Source organism: Microbulbifer salipaludis (genome assembly GCF_017303155.1).
Lineage (GTDB): Bacteria > Pseudomonadota > Gammaproteobacteria > Pseudomonadales > Cellvibrionaceae > Microbulbifer > Microbulbifer salipaludis.
This window is the reverse complement of sequence record NZ_JAEKJR010000002.1, coordinates 1894814-1913069: the sequence shown is the minus strand read 5'-3', so window position 1 is coordinate 1913069 and position 18256 is coordinate 1894814. Positions and strand designations below refer to the sequence as shown.

Genomic DNA, 18256 nt, shown 5'->3' with positions numbered 1-18256 from the left:
GACAGCGTGACAGGGGCTGGTGCTCACTGGAACTGCTTCTTCATCAGCATGCGGGTGTGATGCTGATCAACCAGCTGGGCGAGGGTGTCGTACCGGCTCTTGATAAATGGGCGGGGGTTGTTTGCGCCGGTCTCATCCGGGTATTCAACGCCCTCCCTGACCATTTGCAGTTCCTTCGCCAGTGCCTGCATGGCATCGAAGATCGCCTTGGTGTTTTTTTCATCAAAAAACACACGAGTACTGGCTGTGTCTGCCCAATAAGCGTCGCACTCTCCCAGCCACTCTGCGCGTTGGTTCAGAAAGTTGATGGTATTACGGATGCCACCCTTGTACTGAGGCTTGAAGTTCTCATTGACGTACTTGCCCAGACTGCGCATACCGGAGTCGACAAATTGCTCGACCAGAGAATTGCAGTAGCTGTCGGTGAGATAGGATGGGTGGGTTTTGGCGGTCGCAGTGGTAGTGGCGAAGACAGCGAACAGGCCTGTTATCAGCGCCGCTCTAAACGATGACAAATACACATCCATGCCATAAGCCTTACGAAGAAAAGTTGTTTTTACTAACCGTAGTTTTGGTGTTTTCTGGGTTTTCATTGTTGAATGCCCTGTTGTTGTTTTCGCTATCAGGCTTGTTATTGTGATAAACATCACATGAATAACGAAACGCCAATCTTCTGTCAACGGCTTTTAAGTATGATTTGTCAGTAATGGTCGAATTGCGGAAACAGTACGCTTTATTTTGGGCACGTTAGGTGTAGGCATGGCCTGTTCTGACTGTTATGAACAGACCATGTGCAGGTTTTTTGAGCGCTTTGGCGCAGTATGAGTCTGGCGCGAACGTGGATGGTCGTTTGCTGTCGGCGAAAGGAGAGAGCTTTGTCTGAGTTTGATTTTGATCTGTTTGTCATTGGGGCCGGCTCCGGTGGCGTGCGCGCCGCACGTATGGCAGCTGCTACTGGTATGCGTGTCGCCGTGGCCGAAGACCGGTATATGGGGGGCACCTGCGTGAATGTCGGGTGTGTACCCAAAAAGCTTTTTGTCTACGCCAGCGGCTACCGGGAAGCATTTGAAGATGCAGAGGCGTTCGGATGGGAAGGGCAGGCCGGGGCGACCTTTGCCTGGCCGACGTTGCGCGATAACAACGCGCGGGAAGTCACTCGCCTGAACGGCATTTATCGCAACTTGCTGAGTAATGCGGGTGTCCAGGTGATTGATGGCAGAGCCACCCTGAGTGGGCGACAACAGGTCACTGTGGGCGACGACACCTTCAGTGCGGAACGGATACTGGTGGCGACCGGTGGTTGGCCTTATGTGCCCGACTTTGTGGGCAGTGAACATGTGATTACGTCAAACGAGGTTTTTGCGCTGGAAGTGTTCCCGCGCCGAGTGCTCGTGGTTGGCGGAGGCTATATCGCGGTGGAGTTCGCGGGCATTTTTGCCGGGTTGGGCGCGGAAACCCATCTTTCTTACCGCCGAGAACTTTTTTTGCGCGGGTTTGATAACGATGTGCGCCGCTTTGTCTGCGATGAAATGGGCAAGAAACAGGTAAGCCTGCACTTCAATCACGTGGTGAATTCCATTGAAAAGCAGGAGGATGGCTCACTCAAGGTACATGGCGCGGACGGGAGCGTGCTGGAAGTAGATGCCGTTCTGTATGCCACCGGGCGCAGGCCCAACACAAATGGGCTCGGCCTGGAGAAGCTGGGGGTCGTGTTACACAAAGACGGTACCATCGGTGTTGATGATAACTTCCGTAGTAGTGTCACATCGATTTATGCGCTGGGTGACGTTACTGGCGGGCCCGAACTCACCCCGGTTGCGCTGGCAGAGGCCATGGCGCTGGTCAAACACTGGCAAACCGGTAAGACCGCGGAGATCGACTACAACAATATTCCGACGGCAGTATTCTGCCAGCCGAACATTGGCACCGTTGGATTGACCGAAGAGGAGGCGCGTCAGGCGGGTATTCCAGTGCAGATTTACAAGTCCGATTTCCGCGCCATGCGTCATTCCGTCAGTGGGCGGGACGAGCGTACCCTGATGAAGCTGATTGTCGACAAGGGTAATGACAAAGTGATTGGCGCGCACATGGTGGGCCCGGATGCGGGAGAGATCATCCAGGGGATTGCCGTGGCAATGAAGGCGGGTGCCACCAAAACCGTATTCGACCAGACTATTGGTATCCACCCCACGGCAGCCGAAGAGTTTGTCACCATGCGCACCCCGGTGGCGGAATAACTCGGGCCCCGATGGATCGCGGCAGACGCCATCAAGCAGGTGTCATTAAAAAAGGCGGTGTCGGACATTCCGACACCGCCTTTTGCGTATTCTGAATATCTCCTCGCCCGGTGGCAGTTGGCTCATTCAGGTCGGGGCGCTGCCCCATATAGGGCACCACAGGGATTGTGCCCCGAGGTGCTCCTGAACCCGTCAGTGACAGGAATCCTGCAAATTATGAACGGTCTGGTCGATTTCTACTCGGTGTCCTCGACGCTGTCCAGGACCGGCATCTGGTGCCGACGTGCCTTGCGACGATCTCCGCGCTCCTTGAGGCAGCGTTCTACTGAATTGAAGGCACCGGTAACCGCGCGATGAATGGAATCGCTCTCGTTGGTAATGGTGACCGGGTTTCCGCTCAGGGCGAGTTCTACGGAAGCTTTGTATTGCTTCCCTTTGTGTTTGTGTTGGTGGGGGGCTTCTAGGACCACACGGCTACGTATGATGTCGCCACAATAACGTTCGAGCTTGTGTAACTTCCGGGAGACCGTGTTCGCCAGAGCGGCAGATTTGTCGATATCACGGAACACAATGTTATCGTAAGGCGCAGATTTCATGGGCACATACCTCCGGTTATAAAGGGTCCATGCAGGCCGCAAAGTGCGGTTTGCTGAAAGAAGGTAGGGCGCCCTGTAGAGAGTTTCTGCTCAGAAGGAAAATCAGATCACCAGAGGTCGCAGTATCAATATTTGCCGTAGTGGCAATGTGTGTGTTTTGCGCCCGGGCCGGTTTCCCAACTGGGTCAGGAGTAACTCCCTGTAGGTCATAATGCGATTCTCAGAAAAAAAATCAAGCACCTGGATCAATAAAATGTCATAAAAATTTGGTATTGCGCGGGGAACTTTTTCGGGGCGCCGAATGTGCTCTTTTGTGGGAAGGATCATCGAGGTGAATCAATCTTGTTGGCATGGTCATTGCTGAGTATTTGCGTCTGGGGTACATTGGCTTCCTTGGCATGTGGCCTTCGTTTCCTCGGTGTTCCTCGGGATAACCAGCGTATGGTTCGATCATCGGTGGGCTTCGTGCGACTTCTTGAAGTAAAAAATCAAACAACGGACTTTTGACTATGGCGGTAAACCGTGGTTGCGCCCTGTTTTTGGCGGGCGTGTTGGGGGTGTTCGGCTATTGCGGATTGGTGCAGGCAGCATCATCTCTTACGATCGAGCAAAATAAATTGGCGCGAATGGAGCAATCTCAGGAAAACCGGTTGGTAGAACTGGAAGATGTTGAGAACGAAATGCTCGCTTATGAGTACAAGCTTCAGCGTGCTCAGGAGTCATTGTCAAAGGCTCGTGCCAATTACGAAGAAAGCCTGATGGCCCTCAAGGCGGCAGAGCGAGAGCACAAGCTGTCCGCATCCACCGATACGGAGCGAGCGCTGCACAAGGCGAAGCACGCCCACGCGATGGCTGAGCGCGGCGTGGATAGCCGTAGCCGTCGGGTCGAGATCGTGCAGTCGACCTTCGCCGAGCTTGAGGAGCGCCTGAAGGCGGCCCGCGACGGAGTCGCCGCTGGTGAATCCCGTCTTGCCAATCAGAAGGTACTCGTGGACAAGTTAGTCAAGGCCATGCTGGTTGAGGCCGAACAGCAGAAAGCGGCGGAACAGTCCGCGTCACTGGCGCCCCCAGTCTCCGCGCCGGAAATGCCGGAGCCTAGCCTTGCTGCGCTGCAGCCCTCCGCACCTGCGCTCCCCGAAGAAGCCGCAGTAGCGCCGCAGGACGCGACGGTGGAGCCGGAAATCGATCCGGAGCTGCTGGACTATGTTCGCGGTGAGCGCGATCGCCTGGAAAAGCTGCTGGGTGAGCTCGAGGAGGGAGAGCAGGGCAAGCAGACATTCCGCAATTTGACCTTGCGCCCTTCCGGCGGGGATGCAATCGAGTTCGAGTTCCTGGGGCAAAACCAATACCGCCTGGTGGCGCCAGTGAGCGCCGGTCGCCAGACTTACAAGATCAATTCCTGGCGTTTTCGTCGGACAATTCCCGCCGACGATGATGGCACCCGCTATGTGTTTATCTTTGATGCCAGGCGTCTGGCTCGCCCCCGTCTGGTGATGTACCCGGAGTATGTGCTGTCGAGACTCGACTAAGCCTTCCTGTTGTTTAGAAAAGCCCGCCTAGCGGGCTTTTTTTATGCCTGTTTTATGCCTGAGCTTGCGCTGGCAATCGTCAAAGGAGCGGTAGTTACGACGCTAGCCAGCCAGCCGAAGTGATAGCAGCGGCTGGTACTGGCTGCCGCCTGGAGCGAGCAGGCTTTGGTACAGAGTGATGTTATCCAGTGCGCAGATGAAGTCTGCCGGTACTGCGGGGATCCGCGAAAAACCACTGCGGCTTCGGGCCAGGGTGAAATGCGGACGAAACTGTTTGCGTTCAGGTCGCTTACCGATGGCGGTCATTAGGTCGCGGCAACGCGCGTGCAAAGTTGCGAGCGCCGGATTGGGCAACAGCTCCGCCGCCAGCATTTTGGCTCTGTCCCTGGGGAAGGGGTGTGTGCTGACCACCTGCCCGGTACATGCAGGTGTAGACCGGGCAATATCCTCCAGGCGTTGCTCGATGGTCGCCATGTGGTCAAGCGCGGTATCGCCGAGAAACGCCAGGGTCAGGTGTCGGTTGGCATCGCCAATCCAGCGACAATCCCGTGGTAGGCGCAGGCTCTCCAGGTGCGTACAGGTGGCGCTGAGAAAGCGCTGGGTGGCCAGGTCGGGCGCAATGCCAATAAACAGTCTCGCCGACGTGCCGCTGGCGGTGATCGTGGCGGCTCCTTTTTGGCTGGAAAATTTTTTTTTCATATTTTTTAAATACGATCCCTTGAAGCCGGTTGCGCAGCCCCTATATCTGATTGTGAGGGGGGCAGGCTCGACAGAGATGCCTCCCCCAAGCCCGGCGAGTCACGACGAAAGATCGTCAGTGTATCACCGGAGAAAAACAGCCTGGTGCATGTTGTACAGGCGCTTTTATTAATATTGCTCTGAATTGAGGATATGACAATGCGTAACTTAGATCTCTCCCCACTTTACCGTTCTGCTATTGGTTTTGACCGTCTGGCCAGCCTGCTGGATACCATGACCACCAGTGAGCAGAATCAGCCCGCGTATCCCCCGTACAATATCGAATTGACCGGTGAGGATGCCTATCGAATTTCTATGGCCGTTGCAGGCTTTGACCAGTCTGAACTGGATATTCACATGGAGCAGAACCGCCTGACTGTCAGTGGCAAAAAAGTCGCTGACGAAGAAAAGCGGAATTTTCTGCATCGCGGCATTGCCGCGCGTAATTTCGAACGACGCTTCCAGCTTGCCGATCACGTCAGAGTGACTGACGCACAGTTGGTCAACGGATTGCTGCATATTGAACTGGTGCGCGAAATCCCGGAGGCGATGAAGCCGCGGAAAATCGAAATTTCCAGTGGCAACCTGCTGCAGTCAAGCCAGGCCGACGAAGCCCAGACAGGCGAGCGTGAGACAAGTAAAAAAAGCGTGCCTGTAGGTGAGCAAGCTGCCTGAGCGTGCATCGTCTTCCGTTAAGCCCGGCCCTGTAGTGGCCGGGCAACCGGGTTCATGCCCACTGTGCCGCCATCAGGCGGCACAGCCGTATCATCGCGATCAGTTTCGCGAGTATCACCAATGCACTCGTTGTGCTCTGGTGTTCGTCCCTTCCGAGTTTCATCTTTCCGCGCAGGCCGAAAAGGCCTATTACGAACTGCACGAGAACCATCTCGAGGATGCCGGATACCGGCGATTCCTGCAGCGCTGTGCAACTCCCTTGCTGAGCCGATTGGCGCCGGGGGCCCGCGGGCTTGATTTTGGATGCGGTCCCGCGCCGCTGCTTGCCAGAATGCTGGAGGAGCACGGGCACCCAATGGCGATCTACGACCTGTTCTTTCAGCCGGATACGTCTGTTCTGGATGATCGCTTTGATTTTGTGGTCAGTACGGAGGTTGTCGAGCATCTGGCGGATCCGATGGCAACCCTGGAAATGTTATGGTGCCGGATCAACGCGGGTGGTGTGTTGGCGATAATGACCAAACTGGTCGCTTCGCAGGAGCGCTTTGCCAGCTGGCATTACATCCGCGATCCGACCCATGTCATTTTCTTTAGCCGCGAGACGTTCCGCTGGCTTGCCGGGCACTGGTCCGCAAAGTTGGAATTCAGCGGTAACGACGTCATTTTTCTGAGCCGACCAGCGTGACACCGGCGTTAAATCAGTACGACGACGCGCAGCCAGATGGCTGGCTGAATTATGTGTTGACCCTGAACAGTTTCGCGCGCACGGTGGTGCGATACTCGCTCGGTGTGGTGGACAGAAACTTCTTGAACAGGGCTGTGAAGTGGCCCATATCCTGGTAGCCGACCTTCTCGGCTATTTCGTTGACCGACAAATTGCTCGACTGAAGCAGCTCGCGTGCCATATCGATACGTACATTCTGCAAATACTGTAGTGGCGTCTGGCCGGTTGCCAGTTTGAAGCGACGGTTGAATGAGCGCACACTCATGTCAAAGTATTTTGCCACTTCACTGAGCTTTACATCTTCGCTGCAGTGCTGTTTTAGCCAGGTCTGTGCCTGAACCACCTCTTCGTCTGGATGGAGGTGGACCGCGCCTTCCGAATAGGCAATTTCCTCAAATGGACGGCGGATCTCATGGGAGAAGTTGCGTTCTACATGGCTGGCGATCGCAGGGCCATACAGCTGGCGTATCAGGTGTACGGTGACGTCGGCCAGAGCGTTGACGCTGGCGGCACAGAATAGTTTGTTCGCCTGGGTGATAAAGTACTGCCGTTTGAGCTTTACGTCCGGGTAATCTGCCGCAAACTGGTCGAAGTAGTGCCAGTGCGTCGTGGCGGGTTTACCGTCCAGTAAGCCCGCTTCCGCCAGAAAGCAGACGCCGGTGCCGACCGCACTGATGGCTGCGCCTTTTTCGGCCTGCTCACGCAGCCACTTCAGCAGCGGTTTGCTGCGCCGCAGTGCCGGGCGCGGGTTTCGCCACAGGGCGGGCAGGTAGATGATGTCGCTATCCGGTGCATCGGCCAGAGCCATATCCGGTGCCAGTGAGAAGCCGGAGCGGGACTGCACTGGCTTGCCGTCAGCACTGACGGTAATCAGGTTCAGAGCCCCGTTGTTGCTGTCTGGCTTATTCTCGGCACCGCCCGTTTTCTCTGCTTTCGCGCCATCACGGCGTTTGCGTTCAACCCGCGCGCGGCTGTCGGCGCCGCGCAGCATTTCCAGCGGCAACACCGTTCCGGTGGAAAGCATCTGGTCGAGGAGCATAAATGTGACGGTGGGCATTGGGTAACTCTCTGCATACGTCTAGCGGCCGCTGCGCGGACGTGATGTCGACCCGCTGAATCCGCTGTGGTCAGGGGCGACAGGTCGGATATCGGCCTGCTTGGCCAGATGATCAAATTTGCTGGCCAGTATGCCCATAACAAGGCCGAATCGCCAGCCCATACACTGGCGCACCATCGGATTTACTCAAGAAATTCGCCCCGTTTCTGAATCAGGCTGGAGGTCAGGATGCAGCGCCTACCCGTAATTACCGCGTTTGGTGGATTTAATCCCGCCGGTCGCAGTTCGTTCCATCGCGGCTACAAGCGGCTGGTGCTCGACAGCCTCCGCGCATCCGAACGTACGGATGTGTTGTCTGACCTCGCCGCACTGATGGGCCTGCGCACCGGTGATGCCGCTCAAGGTCCTTTGAGTGTAGAGCTAGAGCAGCAGGTTCTGCAGGGGACTCTGGTGCGGGAATTGGAGTCGCGGTTCTATGACTACCGTCGCTGTCACTTTCATCAGGCCGCGGATCTCAAAAACGACAACGGATTTACCTTCGAGATGTCTGCGCGCCAGCTTCCCGCGCCGCTGCCAGAGGATTGGTCGGTCGAAACGCTCGACAGCGGGCGTGTGCGTGTGCACGCCGCCAGCCTGTCTGTGATGCTGGATAGCCACAGAGAGATCTCCGTTGCGTCGGCGGGACAGCTCCCTACCGGCTTTGAGCCAGGGCAGCAGTACAACTCCCGCTTCCATCCTCGTGGATTGCAGCTGGCGATTCTCGGCGCATCGGATGCCGTTCAGTCTCTGGGAATCGACTGGGACCTGGTGGCGCAGAAGGCGGGGCCGGAAAAAATTTCTGTGTATGCCAGTTCCGCCATGAGTCAGCTGGATGTCAACGGCAACGGCGGGCTGCTGCAATCCCGGCTGCGCGGCGGGCGGGTCAGTTCCAAGCAGCTGGCCCTGGGGCTCACCAGTATGCCGGCGGACTTTGTGAATGCCTATGTACTTGGCAGCGTGGGCACCACCGGGGCTGTGGCCGGCGCCTGCGCCACCTACCTGTACAACCTGCGTGCTGCGGTGGAAGATATTCGCTGTGGTCGTGCGCGGGTCGCCGTCGTGGGCGCCGCGGAAGCGCCGCTGGTTCCCGAAGTGGTGGATGGGTATACCACCATGGGCGCGCTCGCCAACCTGGATGGGTTACGGAAAATTTTCGGTGATGATATCGATTTCCGTCGTGCCAGCCGCCCGTTTGGCGATAACTGTGGCTTTACCCTAGGTGAAGGTACCCAGTGGGCCGTGTTGATGGACGACGAGCTGGCACTGGAGCTGGGAGCGCCGATTCACGGCGCAGTGGCGAACGTGTTTGTTAACGCTGATGGGCCGAAAAAATCGATTTCTGCCCCCGGGCCGGGTAACTACCTAACGGTGGCGCGCGCCATGTCAGAGGCGCGTGCGATTCTCGGTGAAGAAAGTCTGCGCCAACGCAGCTTCGTTCAGGCGCACGGTTCCAGTACCCCGCAGAATCGAGTGACGGAGTCTGCAATTTTTGATCGCCTTGCTGGCGCCTTTGGCATCGAAGGCTGGCCGGTGTGCGCGGTCAAGGCCTTTGTCGGCCATACCGTAGCCGCGGCCAGCGGTGATCAGCTGATTTCCAGTCTTGGCATCTTCAATCGTGGCATTTTGCCGGGTATTACCACTATTGATCGGGTGGCCGATGATGTGCACCACGATAACCTCAGTCTTTCCATGGCGCATATTGAGCGTGATCCAGAGTCGTTGGACGTCGCCTTCCTGAACTCCAAAGGCTTTGGCGGTAACAATGCTACCGCCAGCGTGCTGGCACCGCACATTACCGAAAAAATGCTCGCCAAGCGCCACGGCGAGCAGGCGATGACGGCCTACCGCAAGCGCAGTGAAGCGCCCGCTGAACGCGCTGCGGAATACGATGCCCGCGCAAGCCGCGGCGACCTGAATGCGATCTACCGATTTGGGGAGGGGCTGATCGATGAAACCGGCATTTCCCTGGAAGGTGGTCGCATGACCCTGCCCGGTGTGGCGGGCTCTGTGTCTCTGCCGGACGAAAACCCCTTCGCCGATATGGTGTGACGCGCGGCGGTTGTGAAGGGCTCGGAATTGGGCTCGCGGTGCGGGGTACTTTCGAGCACGAGGTTCAGGCGGTAGACTCCCTGCAGGTTTCCCTCAGCAGGTAGAATCGGATGACCGAAAAGGATGAAACGCCGCCGCCCACTACCGGTACCACCGGTGACGATGTGGGCGCCCGGCTAAAATCTGTGCGTCAGATGCACGGTTGGTCCCAGCGGGAGATGGCCAAGCGCGCCGGTGTCACCAACGCCACCATTTCCCTCATTGAGCAGGGCCGGGTCAGCCCATCCGTGGGGTCGCTCAAAAAGGTGCTGAACGGCATCCCCATGTCGCTGGCCGATTTCTTCACGTTTGAATTTGATAGTCAGCCGCAAGTTTTTTTTCGCGCCAGCGAGATGCCCAATGTGGGGCCAGGCCCGATCGAATATCGATTACTCGGGGCCGGCAATTCCCATCGCACCATGTCCATTCTTTACGAAGTGTACCCGCCTGGTGAAGATACCGGGCCCGAGCTCCTGAGTCATGATGGCGAGGAGGGCGGGATCGTCGTATCCGGGCAACTGGAGGTGACGGTCGGTCGCGAGATCACCATACTCGGGCCCGGTGATGGTTATTACTTCCGCAGCCGCCGGCCGCACCGTTTTCGCAATATTGGTGATTGCGACTGCGTGCTGGTCAGCGCCAATAATCCCCCGAGTGTCTGAGCCCTTTTCTATATTGCTTTCTGTGACGCTCGCCAGATGATCCTCTGTTCCGGTGATCTGACCATTTGCTGTTTCTTGCAGCAACTTGGTCATTCTTTGATCTTGTGGCTGGCATGGTTGGCCAGTGGGCATCAAACCGGCCAGTGGATATGGCGGAAATGGTATTCAAACGAGCGTTTTAATCTGGCTATACTTGGGCCTTGACCGATTTTGGTGAATGCGTCATCGACTGGTTATGGTATCGATGTATGCTCGCCGAGAGGCAATCCGAAATCTGTCTTGCACAACCCGACCCCCCGGACCGGTGTAAACCCTACTGTTGCGTCCCGGTCACCAATCAATGAGGTCAATAATGTTATTTAGTGGCAAAGCGCTATCCGTGCAGATGCTGGACAACGGCATCGCGGAACTGAAATTCGATCTGGAAGGCGAGTCCGTCAACAAATTCAACCGTCTCACCGTATCGGAGTTTTCCGAGGCCCTGGATGCGATTGAAAAGGCTGGTGATATCAAAGGCCTGTTGCTGACCAGCGGAAAAAGTGTGTTTATCGTTGGTGCGGACATTACCGAGTTTGGTGGAGCTTTTTCCGCCGGGCCAGAAGGTATTGCCGAGCTGATGAACAAAAACAATGAAAACATCAACCGCCTGGAAGACCTCCCTTTCCCGACCGCGGTTGCCATCAATGGTTATGCACTGGGTGGCGGCTTCGAAGTCTGCCTCGGTTGCGATTTCCGCGTGATGGGCGATAAAGCCAAAGTGGGCTTGCCGGAAGTGAAGCTCGGCTTGATTCCTGGTTGGGGTGGTACCGTACGCCTGCCGCGCGTCGTTGGCGTAGATGTGGCTGCGGAGTGGATCGCCGCCGGTAAAGAGCAGCGCCCGGATGCCGCATTGACCGCGCATGCTGTGGATGCCGTTGTACCGACGGAACAATTGAAAGACGCCGCATTGAAGTTGCTCACCCGTGCTATCGATGGTGAGCTGGACTACAAACAGCGCCGGGAGACCAAGAAGTCCCCGATCCCGCTGAATGACACTGAAGCCCTGATGGCCTTTTTCACCACCAAGGCATTTGTTGGTCAGCAGGCCGGGCGCAATTATCCGTCCCCGGTTAACGCAGTGACTTCCATTGAGCAGGGCTACAAGCTCAATCGCGACGAAGCACTGAAGATCGAGCAGCAGCAATTTATTGCCAGCGCCCAAACAGAAACCGCTGCGTCTCTGGTAGGACTGTTCCTGAATGATCAGAAGGTCAGCAAGGTTGCCAAGGGTTGGGAGAAAAAGTCCGACAAACAAATTGAGCGTGCCGCAGTACTGGGCGCGGGCATCATGGGTGGCGGTATCGCCTATCAGTCTGCCTACAAGGGCACGCCCATCAAGATGAAGGATATCAACCAGGACGGTATTGACCTGGGGCTGAAAGAGGCCGGTAAGCTTCTGACCAAGCTGGTGGATCGCGGGCGTATGACCCCGGCGAAAATGGCGGAAACACTCAACCGAATTGAGCCCACCCTGAGCTACGATGGCTTCAGCGATGTCGATATCGTGGTGGAAGCGGTTGTGGAAAACCCCAAGGTAAAGCATGCGGTATTGAAGGAAGTTGAAACCAAGGTCTCAGAAGACACGGTGATCGCCTCCAATACCTCCACCATTTCCATTGACACTCTGTCAGAGCCGCTGTCGCGCCCGGAAAACTTCCTCGGCATGCACTTCTTCAACCCGGTGCACAAAATGCCACTGGTGGAAGTGATTCGCGGTGAGAAAACGTCTGAAACAGCGGTTGCCCGCGTTGTCGCCTATGCCAATAAAATGGGCAAGAAAGCGATCGTGGTGCGCGACTGCCCCGGTTTCCTCGTGAACCGTGTGTTGTTCCCATATTTTGCCGGCTTTGCCATGCTGGTGCGCGATGGCGCGGATTTCCAGCAGGTCGACAAGGTGATGGAGCGCTGGGGTTGGCCAATGGGGCCGGCTTACCTGATGGACGTAGTGGGCATCGATACTGGTGTGCACGCAGAAAAAGTCATGGCGGAAGGCTTCCCTGAGCGCATGGGTAAAACCTTTACCGCTGCCTCCGACGTGATGTACGAAGCCGGGCGCTATGGCCAGAAAAATGGCAAGGGCTTCTACGTCTACGAAGAAGACAAGAAAGGTCGTCCGAAGAAAGTGGTGGCGGAAGAGGTCTACGATCTGCTGAAGCCGCACGTTGCCGAGCGTCGTGAGTTTGAAGCCGACGAAGTTATCGAGCGTATGATGGTGCCGATGGCCACCGAGCTGGCCCGCTGTCTGGAAGAGGGTATTGTGGACTCTCCGGCCGAGGCGGATATGGCGCTGGTCTACGGCATCGGCTTCCCGCCTTTCCGCGGTGGCATTTTCGCATGGCTGGATAGCATCGGCCTGGATAACTTCGTGAAGATGGCTGAGAAGCACAGTGATCTGGGCGAGCTGTACAAGCCCACCGATGGCATGCGCGAAATGGCCGCCAGCGGCAAAACCTACTACGGCGACAAGTAAGGAGAGTTTCCATGAGTCTGAATCCTAGAGATGCCGTAATCGTCGACTATGCGCGTACCGCCATGGGACGATCCAAAAACGGCGTGTATCGCAATGTACGTGCGGACGATATGTCTGCGGAGCTGCTGAAGAAATTCCTGCAGCGCAATGAAAAGCTCGACCCGAAAGAGATCGATGATGTGATCTGGGGTTGTGTGATGCAACGCGATGAGCAGGGTTTCAACGTCGCCCGCATGATTGTGCTGCGCGCCGGTCTGCCTCACACGATTCCCGCGCAGACGGTTAACCGCCTGTGTGGTTCCTCCATGTCTTCCCTGCACACCGCTGCGGCGAGTATCCAGGCGGGTCTGGGTGATGTGTATGTGGTGGGTGGCGTAGAGCATATGGGCCATCTGAACATGATGGAACACGTCAGCCCGAACCCCATGCTGGGTCGCTATATGGCGAAGGCCGCGGGTTCCATGGGGATGACCGCGGAATACCTGGCGATGATGCACGGTATCCAGCGCCAGCAAATGGATGAGTTCGGGGCCCGTTCTCACCAGCGCGCCGCCAAGGCGACGGAAGAGGGCAAGTTCAATCGTGAAATTATTGCGATTGAGGGACACGACGAAGATGGCGTGCCAATGCTGGTTGAAACGGATCAGACCATCCGCCCGGAAACCACAGCGGAGGCGCTGTCCAAATTGAAGCCGGCGTTTGATCCGAAGCACGGTCAGGTCACTGCGGGCACCTCGTCCCAGATTACCGATGGTGCATCCGTGATGCTGGTGATGTCTGCCGAGCGGGCACAAGCCCTCGGTTTGACGCCGATTGCCAAAGTGCGCGAGATGGCGCTGGCCGGGGTTGATCCGTCCATCATGGGGTACGGCCCGGTGCCGTCTACCCAGAAGGCGCTGAAAAATGCCGGCTTGACCATCGACGACATCGACAAGGTCGAGCTGAACGAAGCTTTTGCGGCGCAGGCACTGCCGGTGCTGAAGGACCTCAATCTGCTGGATGTGATGGACGAGAAGGTCAACCTGTACGGTGGCGCCATTGCGCTCGGCCACCCGTTCGGCTGCTCCGGTGTCCGTATTACTGGCACTCTGTTGTCCGTGCTGCAGAACGAGGGTGGAGACCTGGGGGTTTCTACCATGTGTATCGGCCTGGGGCAGGGCATTACCACCATCGTTGAGCGGGTCTAACACCCACTGTTCTGGATGAACACGGGGCGCCGGGATCGGCGCCCCGTTGTTTTTTCGGTCAGCTGCACCATTACCGGTGCGGTATTGTTGAAGCCCCGTGTCCGCTGTGGCACAATCTGCTCCCCTTGTTGCAGGCCAGTCTGGATTTTGTGTAAAAACTCAGGCAAATCAACGGCTTAGCACTGCAAGGTTGCGGGGACGTGGTGGAATTGGTAGACACGCCAGATTTAGGTTCTGGTGCCGCAAGGTGTGGGAGTTCAAGTCTCCCCGTCCCCACCAAACAAGTTTTTGCAGTCCGTGCCAGACGCACATTTTCCCGGTGGGAAACGTGTGCGGCGCGGGCTGTTTGTATTTGGCGGTCGGCGAATGACTGCCGGCAAAACGCTAATCGCCGGTGCCGGGGCCTCCCGTAGCCCGGTATCTGTGAAGAGAAAAGTCTCACGAGGATTATCATGCAGGTTTCCATTGAAACAACTTCCGGTCTGGAGCGTCGCTTAACGGTCAATTTGCCGGCAGAAGTCGTCGATAAGGAAGTTGACAAGCGCCTTCAGCAAGCGTCCAAGACCGTGCGCATCAACGGCTTCCGCAAGGGCAAGGTGCCGATGAAAGTGGTACGCCAGCGTTTTGGTGCCGGTGTGCGTCAGGAAGTCCTGGGTGAAGTGATGAGCCGTTCTTTCTACGAAGCGGTTCAGAAAGAGCAGGTCAAGCCGGCTGGACAGCCGAGCATTGAAGCAAAAAACGTGACCCCGGGTGAGAACCTGGAATACGTGGCCACTTTCGAAGTGTACCCGGAAGTGATCCTGACTGACCTGTCTGAAGTTGAGGTTGAGCGTCCGAAAGCAGAAGTGACTGACGCCGACGTAGACAACATGATCGACGTGCTGCGCAAGCAGCAGTCTGGTTGGAAAGAAACCAAGCGCAAAGCCCAGAAGGGCGACCGTGTAACCATCGACTTCGTTGGCCGTAAAGACGGCGAGGAGTTCGAGGGTGGCAAGGCAGAAGGTCAGCAGCTGGTGCTGGGCTCTGGCAGCATGATTCCCGGCTTCGAAGATGGCATCATCGGCATGAAGCCTGGCGAGGAAAAGGAAGTAACCGTTACCTTCCCGGAAGACTACCAGGCGGAAAACCTGGCGGGCGCTGAAGCGGTGTTCACTATCAAGGTGACCGCTTCCGAGAAGCCCGAGCTGCCTGAGCTGAACGATGAGTTCTTCGCAGGTTATGGTGTTGAAGAGGGTGGCGAAGAAAAGTTCCGCGAAGAAGTCCGTGGCAACATGGAGCGCGAACTGAAAAACGCCGCCCTGAACAAGGTCAAGACCCAGGTTATGGACCAGCTGTTCGAAAAGCATCAGGTAGAAATTCCGGCGGCACTGGTACAGGGTGAAGTTCAGACCCTGCGTGGCCAGATGGTTCAGCAGTTTGGCGGCCAGATCAATCCGGAAGACGCGGCGAAAATGCTGCCGGACACCATGTTTGAAGATCAGGCCAAGCGCCGTGTTGTTCTCGGCCTGGTTGTTGGCGAGATCGTGAAGGAAAACAAACTGGCTGTGGACGCTGATCGTGTAAAAGCGAAGGTGGAAGAGCTGGCGTCTACTTATCAGCAGCCTGAAGAAGTCGTCGAATACTACTTCAACAATCGCGAGCTGCTCGCGGGTGTTGAGTCTGTAGTTCTCGAAGACCAGGTCGTAGACTTTGTGCTGGACAAGGCCAAGGTCAGCGAAGTGGAAAGCACCTACGACGACGTAATCAAGCCGCAAAAACAGGCTTGATTGCAGAAAACGGCCACCTAGGGTGGCCGTTTTTTATTCGCCAGTACATTTTTCTGGCACGGCGATGTTCTCCCGATGAGTCGCCGCTCAGGGCTACCAGTTTTCTCTCACCTTCTTGCCGATCTTTCCCATTCTGATCTCGCTGCTCCCAACTGGCTTTATCTTCGCTGAGCAGTTAAGCTCAGAATGACCATATTTTTCAGGGTTGTGCCTTTTTTGAGCACGCCCGTTTTGTAGTCGCCTGTACGCCGAAAAAGGAAGCACCGTATCCATGGCATATATTGATAATTCCCTGAACAACAAAGAAATTCTCGCCACCGGCGGCCTGGTACCGATGGTGGTAGAGCAGACCGCGAGAGGGGAGCGTTCTTTTGATATTTACTCTCGCCTCCTGAAAGAGCGCGTTATTTTCTTGGTGGGGCCGGTGGAAGATCACATGGCCAACCTGGTTGTTGCTCAGCTCCTTTTCCTTGAGGCGGAAAACCCCGACAAAGATATCCATTTGTATATTAATTCACCGGGTGGCTCGGTGACTGCGGGCATGTCCATCTACGACACCATGCAGTTCATCAAGCCGGACGTCAGCACCATGTGTATCGGTCAGGCATGCAGTATGGGTGCATTCCTGTTGACCGCGGGTGCCGAAGGTAAACGCTATGCGACACCAAATTCCCGGGTAATGATCCACCAGCCAAGTGGTGGTGCCCAGGGGCAGGCGTCTGACATTCATATCCACGCGCAGGAAATCCTGAAAATCCGCGCACGCCTGAATGAGCTGATGGCACATCATACTGGCCGCAGCGTCGCGGACATTGAGCGGGATACCGATCGGGATCGGTTCCTGAGCGCGGATGAGGCAAAAGAGTACGGTCTGGTGGACGAAGTTTTGGCCCGTCGCCAGACTCTGGGGCAGTAAACCCCGCAAAACCGATAACGGGGCATCATTGGCCTAAGAACCCGGATAAACCCGGAGCCTTGTTCTCTGGGTTCGGGAGGCCTTTGCCCCAGCGCCAGACTGCCGTTTTCCCGACTTCCAGCGGGGCGGTTAAAAAAACTTGAAAAACCTGCCAAAAGGCCGCATCTTGCTTATGAACCCAATTTGCCGCCGCATTTCGGCTGGCTGCCAGACCACGGAGTACATAGATGACTGATCAGAACAGCGGAGAAGACAACGGCAAGCTCCTTTACTGTTCCTTCTGTGGCAAAAGCCAGCAGGAAGTACGCAAGCTCATCGCGGGTCCATCTGTTTACATTTGCGACGAGTGCGTCGAACTCTGCACAGATATCATTCGCGAGGAAGTTCAGGAGTCTGTTGATGGTGACGATTCCCGCTTGCCCACGCCCCAGGAAATTACTGAAATCCTCGACCAGTACGTGATTGGTCAGGCCCGTGCCAAGAAAGTGCTGGCAGTAGCGGTGTACAACCACTACAAACGTTTGCGCAGCAGCAAGAGCGCGAAGGGCAAGGATGATGTTGAACTGGGGAAATCCAATATTCTGCTGGTCGGCCCGACCGGTAGCGGTAAGACGCTGCTGGCGGAAACCCTGGCGCGCCTGCTGAATGTCCCCTTTACCATCGCCGATGCCACCACCCTGACAGAAGCAGGTTATGTGGGGGAAGACGTTGAAAATATCATTCAGAAGCTTCTGCAGAAGTGTGATTACGATGTAGAGAAAGCCCAGCAGGGGATTGTGTACATCGATGAGATTGACAAAATCTCTCGCAAATCTGATAACCCGTCGATCACTCGCGATGTATCCGGTGAGGGCGTGCAGCAAGCGCTGCTGAAACTGATTGAGGGTACGGTTGCCTCGGTACCCCCGCAGGGCGGCCGCAAGCATCCACAGCAGGAATTTCTGCAGGTGGATACTTCGAATATCCTGTTTATTTGTGGCGGTGCCTTCGCGGGCCTGGACAAGGTCATTCGCGACCGGTCCGAAAAAGGCGGTATCGGTTTCTCTGCAGAGGTGAAATCCAAAGACGGCGCCAGCAACTTCGGTGAAGTTTTGCTGGATCTCGAACCGGAAGATCTGGTCCGCTACGGCCTCATCCCCGAGTTTGTAGGGCGTCTGCCGGTTACCGCCACTCTCGAAGAGCTGGATCGTGCGGCGCTGGTGCAGATTCTTACTGCGCCACGCAATGCCCTGACCAAGCAGTACTCGAAGCTGTTTGAGATGGAGGGTGTGGAGCTCGACTTCCGCCCCGATGCTCTGGACGCTGTGGCCTCCAAGGCGATGGAGCGTAAAACGGGCGCCCGCGGGTTGCGGTCGATCATGGAGTCCGTGTTGTTGGAAACCATGTACGATATCCCGAGCCTGGACAATGTGGCCAAAGTGGTGATTGATGAGGCCGTAATTAACGGCGAGTCAGCACCGCTCCTGGTGTACGAGCAGGCGGAGCAACCCCAAAAGGCGGCTCCCGAGGAGTAATCGCGTCGGTGTAAGTTGC

General features: G+C 56.5%; 15 protein-coding genes and 1 tRNA gene. 12 read left to right on the top strand and 4 right to left on the bottom strand.

Annotated features, from left to right (window positions below):
• Nucleotides 1-23 precede the first annotated feature (23 nt).
• On the bottom strand, nucleotides 24-593 hold the full coding sequence (locus tag JF535_RS13825; protein ID WP_242523829.1) for a hypothetical protein: 570 nt from the start codon (nucleotides 591-593) through the stop codon (nucleotides 24-26).
• A gap of 282 nt (nucleotides 594-875) precedes the next feature.
• On the opposite strand from JF535_RS13825, the gene gorA reads away from it, so the two are divergent.
• A complete protein-coding gene (gorA, locus tag JF535_RS13820) occupies nucleotides 876-2237 on the top strand; it encodes a glutathione-disulfide reductase (protein ID WP_207003141.1) in 1362 nt (453 codons plus the stop codon).
• A gap of 236 nt (nucleotides 2238-2473) precedes the next feature.
• Here gorA and JF535_RS13815 read toward each other — a convergent pair whose 3' ends face one another.
• Complete coding sequence (locus JF535_RS13815) at nucleotides 2474-2833, bottom strand: HPF/RaiA family ribosome-associated protein (RefSeq protein WP_207003140.1); 360 nt, start codon at nucleotides 2831-2833, stop codon at nucleotides 2474-2476.
• A gap of 509 nt (nucleotides 2834-3342) precedes the next feature.
• Here JF535_RS13815 and JF535_RS13810 point away from each other — a divergent pair.
• Nucleotides 3343-4362: a prolipoprotein diacylglyceryl transferase gene (locus JF535_RS13810; RefSeq protein ID WP_207003139.1), complete on the top strand. Its 1020-nt coding sequence runs from the start codon at nucleotides 3343-3345 to the stop codon at nucleotides 4360-4362.
• Between the two features lie 102 nt (nucleotides 4363-4464).
• Here the strand turns inward: JF535_RS13810 and thpR are convergent, their stop codons facing one another.
• Nucleotides 4465-5061: an RNA 2',3'-cyclic phosphodiesterase gene (gene thpR / locus JF535_RS13805; protein ID WP_207003138.1), complete on the bottom strand. Its 597-nt coding sequence runs from the start codon at nucleotides 5059-5061 to the stop codon at nucleotides 4465-4467.
• 198 nt (nucleotides 5062-5259) lie between these two features.
• Here thpR and JF535_RS13800 point away from each other — a divergent pair, with 198 nt between their 5' ends.
• Nucleotides 5260-5775: an Hsp20 family protein gene (locus JF535_RS13800; protein ID WP_207003136.1), complete on the top strand. Its 516-nt coding sequence runs from the start codon at nucleotides 5260-5262 to the stop codon at nucleotides 5773-5775.
• Entirely contained in the window at nucleotides 5759-6460 is a 702-nt protein-coding gene (locus JF535_RS13795) for a class I SAM-dependent methyltransferase (protein ID WP_340674181.1), read from the top strand. The genes JF535_RS13800 and JF535_RS13795 overlap by 17 nt, the downstream gene beginning before the upstream one ends.
• Nucleotides 6461-6509: 49 nt before the next feature.
• On the opposite strand, the gene JF535_RS13790 is transcribed toward JF535_RS13795, so the two are convergent.
• On the bottom strand, nucleotides 6510-7556 hold the full coding sequence (locus JF535_RS13790; RefSeq protein ID WP_207003133.1) for a GlxA family transcriptional regulator: 1047 nt from the start codon (nucleotides 7554-7556) through the stop codon (nucleotides 6510-6512).
• Nucleotides 7557-7784: 228 nt separating this feature from the next.
• Between JF535_RS13790 and JF535_RS13785 the strand changes: the two genes are divergently transcribed.
• The 8 genes from JF535_RS13785 (at nucleotide 7785) to clpX (ending at nucleotide 18237) form a co-directional block, all read left to right on the top strand.
• The gene (locus JF535_RS13785; RefSeq protein ID WP_207003132.1) at nucleotides 7785-9644 is read left to right on the top strand and encodes a beta-ketoacyl synthase N-terminal-like domain-containing protein; all 1860 of its coding nucleotides are present in this window, start codon (nucleotides 7785-7787) and stop codon (nucleotides 9642-9644) included.
• Between the two features lie 110 nt (nucleotides 9645-9754).
• Nucleotides 9755-10345 carry a cupin domain-containing protein gene (locus JF535_RS13780; RefSeq protein WP_207003131.1) on the top strand — a complete coding sequence of 197 codons (591 nt, stop codon included), beginning with the start codon at nucleotides 9755-9757 and terminating at the stop codon, nucleotides 10343-10345.
• Between the two features lie 352 nt (nucleotides 10346-10697).
• Nucleotides 10698-12854, top strand: coding sequence for a fatty acid oxidation complex subunit alpha FadB (gene fadB, locus JF535_RS13775; protein ID WP_207003125.1), 2157 nt, complete (start codon nucleotides 10698-10700; stop codon nucleotides 12852-12854).
• An 11-nt stretch (nucleotides 12855-12865) separates the two neighbouring features.
• The gene (fadA, locus tag JF535_RS13770) at nucleotides 12866-14041 is read left to right on the top strand and encodes an acetyl-CoA C-acyltransferase FadA (protein WP_207003117.1); all 1176 of its coding nucleotides are present in this window, start codon (nucleotides 12866-12868) and stop codon (nucleotides 14039-14041) included.
• Between the two features lie 194 nt (nucleotides 14042-14235).
• Nucleotides 14236-14320 (top strand) — tRNA-Leu (locus tag JF535_RS13765).
• Nucleotides 14321-14493: 173 nt separating this feature from the next.
• Nucleotides 14494-15807, top strand: a complete 1314-nt coding sequence (tig, locus tag JF535_RS13760; RefSeq protein ID WP_207003106.1) for a trigger factor — start codon at nucleotides 14494-14496, stop codon at nucleotides 15805-15807.
• 271 nt (nucleotides 15808-16078) lie between these two features.
• A complete protein-coding gene (clpP, locus tag JF535_RS13755) occupies nucleotides 16079-16723 on the top strand; it encodes an ATP-dependent Clp endopeptidase proteolytic subunit ClpP (protein ID WP_207003104.1) in 645 nt (214 codons plus the stop codon).
• Nucleotides 16724-16950: 227 nt separating this feature from the next.
• Nucleotides 16951-18237, top strand: a complete 1287-nt coding sequence (gene clpX / locus JF535_RS13750) for an ATP-dependent Clp protease ATP-binding subunit ClpX (protein ID WP_207003103.1) — start codon at nucleotides 16951-16953, stop codon at nucleotides 18235-18237.
• Nucleotides 18238-18256: the final 19 nt, after the last annotated feature.